Origin of the sequence: Flavicella sp., assembly GCF_029238425.1 — a bacterium.
In the GTDB taxonomy this organism is placed as follows: domain Bacteria; phylum Bacteroidota; class Bacteroidia; order Flavobacteriales; family Flavobacteriaceae; genus Flavicella.
In genome coordinates this window covers 1-12,022 of record NZ_JAQWGB010000111.1, presented here as the reverse complement: position 1 = coordinate 12,022, position 12,022 = coordinate 1, and the positions used below count along the sequence as shown (strand labels likewise).

Below are 12,022 nucleotides of genomic sequence, written 5' to 3'. Positions count from 1 at the left end.
GGTGATTTTGTAACTACTGAAGATGGTACTGGTATAGTACATACAGCACCTACTTTTGGAGCGGATGATGCCTTGGTAGCAAAACAAGCTACACCAGAAGTACCGCCAATGTTGGTGTTGGATGAAAACGACAACCCTATTCCATTGGTAGATTTACAAGGAAAATTCACTTCGCATGTAGGTCCATATGCAGGGAAATATGTGAAAAACGAATACTATAACGATGGCGAAGCTCCAGATAGATCTGTTGATGTGGAGATAGCTATTCAGTTGAAGGAAGAGAATAAAGCATTTAACGTAGAAAAATATAAGCATAGTTATCCACATTGTTGGAGAACAGATAAGCCAATTTTATATTATCCATTGGATTCTTGGTTTGTAAAAGTAACCGAGAAAAGAGATGTAATGTTCGATTTGAATGAGACAATCAACTGGAAGCCTAAATCTACAGGTGAAGGGCGTTTCGGGAACTGGTTGAAAAATGCCAATGACTGGAATTTATCTCGTTCTCGTTATTGGGGAATTCCATTGCCAATCTGGAGAACAGATGACGGTACGGAAGAAATTTTAATTGGTTCTGTGGAGGAATTGAAAGCTGAGATTGCGAAAGCAATTGCAGCAGGAGTAGAGTCAAAAGATATCTTTGCTGATTTCGTTGTAGGAGATATGTCTGATGAGAACTATGACAATATCGATTTACATAAAAATATTGTAGATCAAATTACGTTGGTTTCTGCTTCAGGAAAACCAATGAAACGTGAATCTGATTTGATTGATGTTTGGTTTGATTCTGGATCAATGCCTTATGCGCAATGGCACTATCCTTTTGAGAATAAAGAATTGATCGATGATAATAAATTTTATCCTGCCGATTTTATTGCGGAAGGAGTAGATCAAACGCGTGGTTGGTTCTATACTTTACATGCTATTAGTTCTATGGTGTTTGATTCTGTAGCCTATAAAAATGTGGTGTCTAACGGATTGGTTTTAGACAAACATGGTAAAAAAATGTCGAAACGTTTAGGGAATGGAATTGATCCTTTTGCTACAATGGACAAGTTTGGACCTGATGCTACGCGTTGGTACATGATTGCAAATGCCAATCCTTGGGATAACTTAAAGTTTGATTTAGACGGAGTTGATGAGGTGAGAAGAAAATTCTTCGGAACTTTATACAACACGTATTCTTTCTTTTCTTTATACGCAAACCTAGATAACTTTAGTTATGCAGAAGCAGATATTGAGATTTCTGAAAGACCAGAGATTGATAGATGGGTGCTTTCTGAACTAAATACTTTGATTAGTAGAGTTGATAAATTCTACGAAGAATACGAACCAACTAAAGCGGCGAGAGCGATACAGGAGTTTGTTACTGAAAATTTGAGTAACTGGTATGTGCGTTTGTGTAGAAGACGATTTTGGAAAGGAGAGTACGAACAGGATAAAATTTCGGCTTACCAAACATTATATACTTGTATGGTAACGGTTGCTAAGTTAGGAGCTCCAATAGCACCTTTCTTTATGGATAATCTTTATAAAGATTTAACAAATGCAGTAGAGGGGGATGCACAAGAGTCAATCCATTTAGAGGAATTCCCTGTAGCTGATGCAAGTTGTATTGATGTTTCTTTGGAGCGTAAAATGCAAAAAGCACAGCAAATATCATCAATGGTATTGTCGCTGCGTAAAAAAGAAATGATCAAGGTAAGACAGCCATTGCAGCGAGTTATGATTCCTATTTTGGATGAAAGAGATCGTGAAGATATTTTGGCGATTCAAGATCTTATTATATCAGAGGTGAACGTAAAAGAAATTGAGTTGATAGATGATGCCTCTGGTATTTTGGTAAAAAACATCAAACCAAATTTTAAAGTCTTAGGACCTAAATATGGTAAGGAGATGCGATTTGTTGGAGCGGCTGTGCAGAAATTCACACAAGATGATATTGCTGCCTTAGAAAAAGATGGAAAAATTTCTTTAGAAATAAATGGAAAATTTGTAGATTTAACGACTGATGAAGTGGAGATTTCTTCTCAAGATATCGAAGGTTGGTTGGTAGCAAATCAAGCAGGTTTAACAGTTGCTTTGGATGTTACTATAAATGAGCAACTTAGAAAAGAGGGAGTCGCTAGAGAATTGATCAATCGTATCCAAAATATTCGTAAAGACTCTGGTTTTGAGGTTACGGATAAGATACAGTTGACAATTGAAGACAATGCTATTTTGAAAGAAGCAGTATTAGAAAACGAAGCCTATATCAAAACAGAAACGCTAACAGACTCTTTAGAGTTTACAGCATCAATTTCCAACGGTGTAGAGGTGGAGTTTGATGATATAAAAAGTAAGCTTCTAATAAGTAAAAACTAAAACTATGGAAGAAAACGTAAGACCCCAATACGGAGAAAGTGATTTAAATGAATTCAAAGAAATCATTTTAAAAAAGATTCAAAGAGCGCAAGAAGATTTAGATATTTTGAATGCAGCTTATAAAAATGATAGCGCGAATGGAACAGACGATACGTCTCCAACATTCAAAGCTTTTGAAGAAGGTGCTGAAACAATGGCGAAAGAAGCAAATGTTCAATTGGCAATTCGTCAAGAGAAATTTATTCGCGATTTGAAAAACGCTTTGTTGCGTATCGAAAATAAAACATATGGTGTTTGTAGAGAAACTGGAAAATTAATTCAAAAAGAACGTTTGAAATTAGTTCCTCATGCAACATTAAGTATTGAAGCGAAAAAGAAACAATCTTAATTTTTCGTTCAAATTATATAAGAAACAACTTCTTTATTTTATTATAAAGAAGTTGTTTTGTGTAAAAGAGATCCTATTTTGAAAAAAGCAATTTTAATAATAATCGCCGTTTTAGCCATTGATCAAATCAGTAAAATTTGGATCAAAACTAATTTTATGTTGGGCGAAGAAGTGTATGTCTTTGATTGGTTTCGAATTCATTTTATTGAAAACAACGGAGCGGCATGGGGTGCTGAAATTGGTGGTAAAACAGGGAAGTTAGCTCTGACTTTATTTCGTTTGTGTGCCATTGTAGGAATTGGGTATTGGTTGTATTCAACAGTTCAAAAAAAGGGACATCAACTACTAGTGATATCCATTGCTTTGATTTTTTCTGGAGCTTTAGGAAATATACTCGATTCTGTGTTTTATGGTGTTGTTTTTGATCACTCTAATTATCAAATAGCCACGTTGTTTTCGTCTGAACCTTACGGAACTGTTTTCCACGGGAAGGTAGTAGATATGCTATATTTCCCAATGTGGCATGGTGTGTTGCCAAATTGGATTCCAAAGTTTGGAGGACAAAATTTTACTTTTTTTAATGCTATTTTTAATATAGCTGATTCTGCTATTACTATAGGTGTCGGAATCTTGATTGTTTTTGGAAATAAAATATTTCCTAAGGAATAATAAATCCTTCTTCAAGGTTAATTAATTGTTGTTTTAATCTTTGTTAGAATAATAACAAGGGCTCTTGGTGTTTTTTTGCTATTTTTGGCAAAAAAAAGCTATGAAAAAAATGAATGTTATTTTCTGTAATGGAAAACTATTGCCCAAAACTATCTTGTTAATTTTTGTGTCAGTTTTTGTATCATGTTCTGAAGCTGATACTGCTGCGGATATTCAAAAGGTAGTTGAAGAAAGGATTGTTACTATTACAGGGTCTCTGGAGGCCCAACCTTCTCAGGTAAATATAACCTCCAATCCATCTGAAATTATTTCTTTTAATAATGTTGAGGATACCTTTGTGAAAGGGGATTCGTTAAAGTTAAGAATTAACCGAGACGGTGTTCGAGTAGATGAGTACGATATCTTATTTGATGGTGTTTACGAGTCTAATGGAGAGCGATTGGTTTTCTGTAAAACTATCAACGGATTAGTAGTAGGTCAAGGAGATAGTGGTTCTCCGGTGTTAGATAAAAATGGAAAAGTAATCGCAATTTTATGTTATGGTTTTCCGTTTGCTAATCATCAATTTGCTGCTCGTGCTATTGAAGATGTTCAGGGCGTTGGTTCAGTTCAAACTTCCTCCGAAAAGTCAAATTTCAACAAATTAAATTTAAGTTATTCTGTATCCGGCTTGAGTAACGAAGAGTTCATGTCGTATATATCTAAGGATAGCATCGGGAGGTTTGATGCTTATAAAAAAGCAAAGATAGAAGAACAGAATTCTATAAGCGGAAAAAATGTACTTTCTGTGAAGTCAACGAGTCAAGAAGAAGTTATACCAGGAAATTCAATCTCCTTAATTGAACTGCAGGGAACCTATGTGAATTTTTACGCAACAGGTACCGCATCTTTTGTGGATGAAAGTAACATTTATGGATTTGGACATTCTACTTCAATGTCTACCGGGGTTCCAGTTTACTTATCTAAAATGGTTACAATGATAGAATCAGAGGAGATAGGCTATAAATTATCATTGCCTACGGATGTGTATTTAGGTAAGTTTATAGGGAACAAACAAGAAGGTATTTTAATTGATAAAACTGCTGAAGAAGGAAATAGTGTTTGCAGTATTTTCACATCTATTTCAATCGGTAATGGAGAGCCAGTCATTGATACTCATAAATCAGCTAAATTCGAAGGTGATGATTACAGGACGGAGTATCATGTTAGAAACTTACCTCCTTTTTTGGTGGATCAATATATGAGTGCCAAGTTTGATAATCTTTATACTTATGTAAAGGCTGAAGGTGTCTTATCGATGATTTTTGATAATGGAGATAAAATAGAACTTAAATTTGATAGTTATGAAGAGAGAGGTTATGATTACTATCAAGTATATGATATTTACTATTATATTTCTAGTAAAATTTATACTTATTTAAACTCATCCTCAGGTGTTATAAGTGAGTTTTCTTTGGACGTAACAATAACGGATTATAAAAATACTGATGAGTAAATAGTTAGTTGATAATTTCGAGAACTCTATTGGAAACTGATTTAGGTTCAATAGTTCTCATAGCATCCTCATATCCCTCAAGCATTTTGTTTCCGTAAACAGAATAAGGGATATGAGGATACTTTTTTAAGTTAGGTGTAAAAGAATTTTCTTTTGGTTGATGAAAGGGTCTAAATCCGGCATAGGGGTGTGTTCCTCCCCAAAGTGTTATTGTTGGGACTCCATATAAGGCAGAGAAATGTCCATTTCCTGAATCCATGCTTAGCATACAGTCTAAGTTGGATATGAGTAATAATTCTTCTTTTAGTCTTATTTTTCCTGCAATGCAAACAGTATTCTTGCTCTTGGATGCAATTATATTGAGTTGAGAAACTTCCTCTTCACCTCCACCGAATAAAAGGATTTTTGTGTTTTGGTTTTCCGATAATGTCTCAATAATTTTCTCCATTAAATCTAAAGGATACCATTTGCTTTTATGTTGAGCAAAAGGAGCAATTCCAATTAGTTTGTTTTCGGTATTCCCAATAATTTTAACTAAGTTTTGGTTGAGGGTTTTAGCTGGGGCAAACGTAAGTTTTGATAAGTCGATAGTGTACCCTAATTCACGAAAAACATCGGCATAACGCTCATGGGTGTTTTTAAGTTGTTTGAATACTTTATTTTCGATGGCTACCAATGCTTTTTTTTCTGCTCTGCCTTTGTCTAAAGTTGCAGAAGGCGTTTTTTCAAAAAAGAAGTTCAAAAGTTTGGACCTCATGACATTATGAAGATCTGCTACAGCGTCAATATTCAAGGTTTTTAATTCCTTATAAAGTTTATAGATTCCTAGAATTCCTTTGTGTTTTCCTTTAGTGTCTGCAGCATAAAAATTAACATTCGGAATGTCTTCAAAAATGGGTTTTAAAAATGCTCTAGAAAGCATAGTGATTTTTGTATCTGGATTTTGTGCTACAAAGGCTTTGATAACAACAGCTGTCATCGCCACATCTCCCATAGCTGATAGACGAATGACCAAGATGTGTTTTTGATTTTTCATACGGAAAATTTTCTTGGGTAAATGTACATTATTTGAATGAAAGAATAGTAGATTCTGTCATTGTGAGATAAAAAAATACCGCATCTTTGCAGTTCAAATTATGTCTGATGAATTTAAGGAACATAGCCTTACTTGCCGCTTTTTCAACTGCTGTTATTTATGGTGTGTCTTATACTGTTGCGAAAGATGTAATGCCAGATTTTGTAATGCCTTATGCTTTGATCTTTTTTAGGGTTATTGGTTCTACTTTGTTGTTTTGGTTATTTGGTTTGTTTATTAAATCGAAAAAAATAGAAAGACAAGATTATCCTAGACTGGCTGTTTGTGCCTTGTTGGGGACAAGTGTGAATATGTTGTTTTTTTATAAGGGGTTAAATACTGCGTTGCCGATAGTGGCCTCTGCGATAGCGGTGGGAACGCCTTTGATGGTGTTTGTTTTTTCCGTTATTTTATTAAAGGAAAAATTAGTCAAATCTAGAATTATCGGATTGATAATCGGTTTGCTCGGTGCTTTTATTTTAATTACTTATAAGCAAGATTTAGAAGGAGGAGCAGGTTCGGTAATTGGGAATTTTTATGTGTTTTTAAATGCAGCTTTTTATGGTTTGTATTTGGTGGTGGTTAAAAAATTATTGGAAAAATACAATCCAATTCATATTATCAAATGGATGTATACCATAAGTATTCCAATAGTTTTACCTTTTGCGTACAGTGAATTGGTGATCATAGACTGGGTGTCAATGCCACGACATATTTATTTTGAGTTGTTTTTTATTGTAGTTTTTACAACGTTTTTTAATTATTTATTCAATTTATTCGCATTGACAAAGTTAAAGCCCACTACGGTTAGTGTATTTGTTTATTTACATCCTGTATTTGCTTCCATGTATGCCTTATATGTTGGTAGTGATTCTTTGTCTGTTGTAAAGGTTTCTACCACTTTGCTGATTTGTTTAGGGGTTTATTTGGTTACAAAACCAGTAAAAAAGGCTTCTTTAGGGAAATAATGTCCTGTTTGTTTTAATATGCCATCGGTTAGATATCTTAGAAAATCGTAAGGGGTAGTCTAGTTTAAAATCAGTAAATTTGCATAATTTTTAGATTCAATAGATGATACAATCCATGACTGGGTATGGTAAGGCTATTTTGCAGTTACCAACCAAAAAAATAACAATTGAAGTAAAATCTCTAAACAGTAAAAATTTAGACTTAAATACCAGAATGCCTTCTTATTACAGAGAAAAGGAGCTAGGGATTCGTAAGCAACTTGCTTCTAGTTTGGTAAGAGGAAAGGTGGATTTTTCAATTTATGTGGAAATGACAGGAGAGGAGACTCAAACAGTTATTAATAAGCAGGTAGTTGGTAAATACGTTAAGGAATTAAAGGAATTGTCTGAAGGGACAGATATTCAATTTTTAGAAATTGCTATGCGATTGCCAGATGCATTGCAGTCTGTTCGAGAAGAGATTGATGAAACGGAATGGGAACAAATTTCTTCTGGGATTGATACCGCAATAGCTGAAATAGTTCAATATAGAAAGGATGAGGCTCATTCTTTAGAGGCAGATTTTAGAGAGCGTATCAAAAATATTCAAGTTGCTTTAGAAGAAATCGAAAGATTAGATGAGGAAAGATTGGATCACGTAAAACAGCGTTTGAGAAAAGCTATTGATGAACTGAGTGTAACGATAGATGAAAATAGATTTGAGCAAGAACTTATTTATTATCTAGAAAAATTAGACATCAATGAAGAGAAAGTTCGTTTGGCAAATCACTTAGAATATTTTCTAGAAGAGTTGAATAATGAAAAGTCTGATGGTAAAAAGTTAGGTTTTATTGTTCAAGAAATAGGACGAGAAATAAACACAACAGGTTCTAAATCTAATTACGCAACCATGCAACAAGTAGTGGTTCAGATGAAGAATGAATTGGAGAAAATTAAAGAACAAGTATTGAATATTTTATAATTCAAACGGATAAGTAAAGAATAATGGCAAAAGGAAAATTGATTGTTTTTTCAGCTCCTTCTGGGTCTGGTAAAACTACCATCGTAAGACATTTGTTAACCGAGAAAGCATTAGGTTTAGATTTTTCTATTTCTGCTACTTCAAGACAAGCTAGAGGGCAAGAAGAACAGGGTAAAGATTATTATTTTTTAAGTCCAGAGGAATTTAAAAAGAAAGCTGAAGCTGATGCCTTTTTAGAATGGGAAGAGGTGTATACTGATAATTGTTATGGAACCTTAAAATCTGAATTGGATAGAATTTGGAGTATGGGAAAACATGTGGTTTTTGATATAGATGTTATTGGAGGTTTGAATATTAAAAAACAATTTCCTGAAGAAACGTTGGCAGTTTTTGTAAAACCACCTTCTGTAGAAGAAATGGAAAAGCGTTTGCGTTTGCGTCAAACAGATAGTGAAGAAAAAATATTGGAGCGTGTAGCAAAAGCAGAGAAAGAAATTAGCTATGCTAAAGATTTTGATGTGATTTTAATTAATGATGATTTAGAGGTTGCTAAAAAAGACGCTTTCAATCTTGTGAATAATTTTATTCAAAAATAAGAGCCATGAATATCGGTTTGTATTTTGGAACGTTTAACCCTATCCATGTAGGGCATTTGATTATAGCGAATCATATGGTTGAAAATTCTGATTTAGATGAGGTTTGGATGGTAGTAACGCCCCATAACCCTTTTAAGAAGAAAGCCACTTTGTTAGATAATTATCAAAGATATGAGATGGTGTATCAAGCAGCTGAGGAGTATCCTAAAATCAAACCAACGGATATTGAGTTTCAGTTGCCACAGCCTTCTTATACTATCAATACGTTAGTTCACATTCAAGAAAAGTATCCTAAATATCAATTTAGTTTGATCATGGGAGAGGATAACTTACAGAATCTTCATAAATGGAAAAATTATGAAGAGATTGTGAATAATCATAATATATATGTATACCCTAGAGTTTACGAACAAAAGAAAGAAGTTTCATTTGCAAATGGAAGGGTACATAAAATAGACGCTCCTATTGTTGAGATTTCATCAACCCATATAAGAAAATCAATAAAATCAGGTAAAAATGTAAAGCCATTATTACCACCAAAAGTATGGGAGTATGTAGAGCGAATGAATTTTTATAAAAAATAAATTTTGAGGGCCATACTTAGTATATTTGTGGAACTAAATGAAGACGACAAAGAATAATTTAAAGAAAAAACTAACCAAAAAGTTTAGGCTTGTGGTTTTAAATGAGGCTTCTTTTGAAGAGAGGTTTTCGTTTAAATTAACACGTTTGAATGTGTTTGTTTTTGGTGGGATTTTCAGTATTATTTTAGTTGGAATTACGGTAATTATTATTGCCTTTACGCCTATAAAAGAATACATACCGGGGTACTCTTCCACAGCTTTAAAAAAGCAAGCAACTTCATTATTTTATAAAGTAGATTCATTACAATCAGAGGTAGATATACTCACAAAATTTACAGCTGCGATACGTCCAATATTGATTGGAAAAGATACACTTGTGGATGTGACCCTTCCTTATAAAAATGTGGCGGTTGATGAGAGTAAAGTTCTTAAGTTTCCAGTTAGAAATGATTCTATTGCTGCCCTTATCGCAAAGGTTAAAAAGGAAATGGATAGTACTTATAAAGCCTTTTATAAGAATCAAACAGATTTATTACAAAAAAAGCATCAAGAGACAGAAGGTTCTTTGCAAGATTTGAATAAAAAGAATTTGGATCAATTAAAAGTGGAGTTTGTTTCCACTATTGAAAGGCAGGAAGATTCTTTACAGCAATTGAAATTGAATATTCTTTCCTTTACCAAAGAAAATTCGGAATTGAAAAAACAAATAGCTTTAAAGGATATTGAGTCCAAACACAATATGCAGTCTCTTTCCAAAGAAAAACAGGCATCCTTGGCGCTTCAAAACAAAAATTCTGAGAAGGCTAGAAAAGAAGTAAAAGAGTTGCTGCAAAAGGAATACAAAGAAAACGAAGGAAAATTATTGGCATCACATCAAAAGGAGCTGACCACTTTAAATGCTTCGTTGTTTGAAAAAGATGCAATTATTGATAGTTTGACTTTTCAGGTTTTAGAACAGAGACAAAAAAAGATAGGTGAAATAGCTAACGAAAAACCTTTCAAAGAGGTAGATGAATCTGCAGAAAAATTATTGGTGAGATCCTCTAAAGATTCTATTTTTAGAGAAGATGTAGAAAGAGAAGACAGATATAGTTTGTTTGATTTTGAAACTAGTAAAACAGACGAAGTCGTTTTTTTTGCTCCCGTAAAAGGAATAGTAACCGATGGTTATAGTGTAAAAGACAAACATTTTGCAGTAGATGTGGCAGTGACCAAGGGTACTGGTGTAAAGGCGGTTGCCGATGGTACAGTACTTTTTGCGGAATGGACAGTTGAGACAGGATATGTGGTGATTATAGAACATGCGAACAAATATATATCTGTTTACAAGCATAATGAGGTATTGTATAGGGATCAAGGAGATTTGGTGAAATCTGGAGAGGTGATTTCTATGGCAGGGTCAAGCGGAGAATATAGCACAGGACCGCATTTGCATTTTGAAATGTGGTATCAAGGGTATTCCGTGAACCCAATAAATTTTATTGAATTCGAATAAATGAGTATAAAAGCAGCATTTGCAATTCCGTTTGCAAAATTCATAGAGAAGAGAGTGTATAAATGGGCGAAAAAACCCATCGAAACTCAGGAAAAAGTACTTCAGAATTTAATTTCTGAAGCAAAACATACTGCATTTGGTAAGGATCATAATTTTGATACGATCAAAACGTACGAAGACTTTAAGGCGAATGTTCCTGTCGTAGATTATGAAGGATTACGTTCTTATGTAGATCGTGTAGTTGAGGGAGAAAGCGATGTATTATGGAAAGGAAAGCCATTGTATTTTGCAAAAACATCTGGAACTACTTCTGGAGCTAAATATATTCCGCTTACCAAAGAATCTATGCCAACGCATATCAAGGCGGCGAGGAATGCTTTGTTGCATTATATTGCGCAAACTAATGATGCTTCGTTTGTAGATGGAAAAATGATGTTTCTTCAAGGAAGCCCCATTTTAGAGGATAAAAATGGCGTTAGTTTGGGAAGATTGAGTGGAATTGTTGCCCATTATGTGCCAAAATACTTGCAAAAGAACAGACTGCCAAGTTGGGAAACAAATTGCATTGAAGATTGGGATACAAAAGTTGAGGCAGTGGTAGATGAAACAATCAATGAAGATATGACTGTCATCAGTGGGATTCCATCTTGGGTTCAAATGTATTTTGAAAAACTAAAAGAGAGATCAGGTAAAACAGTTTCTGAATTGTTTCCAAATTTTAATTTTTTCATCTATGGTGGAGTAAATTTTGAGCCTTATAAAAATAAGTTTGAAGCCTTAATAGGGAAAAATATTGATTATATAGAATTATACCCAGCATCGGAAGGTTTTATTGCCTACCAAGATAGTCAAGTACATAAAGGAATGTTGTTGCAGTTGGACAGTGGAATGTTTTATGAGTTTATTCCTGCAGACGAGTTTTTTAATGAAAACCCAACTCGTCTTTCTATCAAAGATGTCGAATTAGGAGTTAATTATGTAATTATTTTGAATACTTCTGCAGGTTTGTGGGGTTATAATATTGGTGATACGATTGAGTTTACAACCTTAGAACCATATAGAATTCGAGTAACAGGACGTATCAAGCATTTTATTTCTGCCTTTGGTGAGCATGTTATCGGTAAAGAGGTTGAGCAAGCCTTAAGAGATGCAATGGAAGGAACAGAAGTGAATATCAGTGAATTTACTGTGGCACCGCAAGTAACTCCAGAAAGCGGACTTCCATACCACCAGTGGTTTATTGAGTTTGAAAATGCTCCGAAGGATTTAAAGGTTTTTGCCGACAAAATAGATTCGTCTATGCAGTCTCAAAATATTTATTATTTTGACTTGATTGAAGGAAAGGTGTTACGACCTTTGGAAATAAGCAAGGTTAAAAAAGGTGGTTTTCATGAGTATATGAAATCCATTGGGAAATTTGGTGG

General features: G+C 34.1%; 11 protein-coding genes. 10 read left to right on the top strand and 1 reads right to left on the bottom strand.

What is annotated here, in order from left to right; all coding sequences use genetic code 11:
* The 4 genes from ileS to P8H68_RS08355 all read left to right on the top strand — a co-directional run.
* A partial coding sequence (gene ileS, locus P8H68_RS08370; protein ID WP_300323421.1) for an isoleucine--tRNA ligase occupies positions 1-2,367 on the top strand: 2,367 nt, incomplete at its 5' end.
* Between the two features lie 4 nt (positions 2,368-2,371).
* Positions 2,372-2,755 carry a TraR/DksA C4-type zinc finger protein gene (locus P8H68_RS08365; RefSeq protein WP_300323418.1) on the top strand — a complete coding sequence of 128 codons (384 nt, stop codon included), beginning with the start codon at positions 2,372-2,374 and terminating at the stop codon, positions 2,753-2,755.
* A 78-nt stretch (positions 2,756-2,833) separates the two neighbouring features.
* A complete protein-coding gene (locus tag P8H68_RS08360; RefSeq protein ID WP_300323415.1) occupies positions 2,834-3,424 on the top strand; it encodes a lipoprotein signal peptidase in 591 nt (196 codons plus the stop codon).
* 100 nt (positions 3,425-3,524) lie between these two features.
* Positions 3,525-4,919, top strand: a complete 1,395-nt coding sequence (locus tag P8H68_RS08355) for a hypothetical protein (protein ID WP_300323412.1) — start codon at positions 3,525-3,527, stop codon at positions 4,917-4,919.
* 4 nt (positions 4,920-4,923) lie between these two features.
* Here the strand turns inward: P8H68_RS08355 and P8H68_RS08350 are convergent, their stop codons facing one another.
* Positions 4,924-5,955 carry a glycosyltransferase family 9 protein gene (locus P8H68_RS08350; RefSeq protein ID WP_300323409.1) on the bottom strand — a complete coding sequence of 344 codons (1,032 nt, stop codon included), beginning with the start codon at positions 5,953-5,955 and terminating at the stop codon, positions 4,924-4,926.
* Between the two features lie 107 nt (positions 5,956-6,062).
* Here P8H68_RS08350 and P8H68_RS08345 point away from each other — a divergent pair, with 107 nt between their 5' ends.
* The 6 genes from P8H68_RS08345 to P8H68_RS08320 all read left to right on the top strand — a co-directional run.
* On the top strand, positions 6,063-6,962 hold the full coding sequence (locus P8H68_RS08345) for a DMT family transporter (protein ID WP_300323406.1): 900 nt from the start codon (positions 6,063-6,065) through the stop codon (positions 6,960-6,962).
* 103 nt (positions 6,963-7,065) lie between these two features.
* Positions 7,066-7,923 (top strand): DUF1732 domain-containing protein, encoded by an 858-nt coding sequence (locus P8H68_RS08340; protein ID WP_300323403.1) that lies wholly within the window; start codon positions 7,066-7,068, stop codon positions 7,921-7,923.
* Between the two features lie 23 nt (positions 7,924-7,946).
* Positions 7,947-8,519 (top strand): guanylate kinase, encoded by a 573-nt coding sequence (gene gmk, locus P8H68_RS08335; RefSeq protein ID WP_300323400.1) that lies wholly within the window; start codon positions 7,947-7,949, stop codon positions 8,517-8,519.
* Positions 8,520-8,524: 5 nt separating this feature from the next.
* On the top strand, positions 8,525-9,103 hold the full coding sequence (gene nadD, locus P8H68_RS08330; RefSeq protein ID WP_300323397.1) for a nicotinate (nicotinamide) nucleotide adenylyltransferase: 579 nt from the start codon (positions 8,525-8,527) through the stop codon (positions 9,101-9,103).
* Positions 9,104-9,140: 37 nt separating this feature from the next.
* Positions 9,141-10,598: a peptidoglycan DD-metalloendopeptidase family protein gene (locus P8H68_RS08325; RefSeq protein WP_300323394.1), complete on the top strand. Its 1,458-nt coding sequence runs from the start codon at positions 9,141-9,143 to the stop codon at positions 10,596-10,598.
* Positions 10,599-12,022, top strand: a 1,424-nt coding sequence (locus P8H68_RS08320; protein ID WP_300323391.1) for a GH3 auxin-responsive promoter family protein, incomplete at its 3' end; no start/stop codon positions are given.

Bases quoted from the DNA above. Each gene is read 5' to 3' on its own strand.
- P8H68_RS08365 (WP_300323418.1), top strand. From the start codon at position 2,372: ATGGAAGAAAACGTAAGACCCCAATACGGAGAAAGTGATTTAAATGAA.
- P8H68_RS08355 (WP_300323412.1), top strand. From the start codon at position 3,525: ATGAAAAAAATGAATGTTATTTTCTGTAATGGAAAACTATTGCCCAAA.
- P8H68_RS08350 (WP_300323409.1), bottom strand. From the start codon at position 5,955: ATGAAAAATCAAAAACACATCTTGGTCATTCGTCTATCAGCTATGGGA.
- P8H68_RS08345 (WP_300323406.1), top strand. From the start codon at position 6,063: ATGAATTTAAGGAACATAGCCTTACTTGCCGCTTTTTCAACTGCTGTT.
- P8H68_RS08340 (WP_300323403.1), top strand. From the start codon at position 7,066: ATGATACAATCCATGACTGGGTATGGTAAGGCTATTTTGCAGTTACCA.
- gmk (WP_300323400.1), top strand. From the start codon at position 7,947: ATGGCAAAAGGAAAATTGATTGTTTTTTCAGCTCCTTCTGGGTCTGGT.
- nadD (WP_300323397.1), top strand. From the start codon at position 8,525: ATGAATATCGGTTTGTATTTTGGAACGTTTAACCCTATCCATGTAGGG.
- P8H68_RS08325 (WP_300323394.1), top strand. From the start codon at position 9,141: ATGAAGACGACAAAGAATAATTTAAAGAAAAAACTAACCAAAAAGTTT.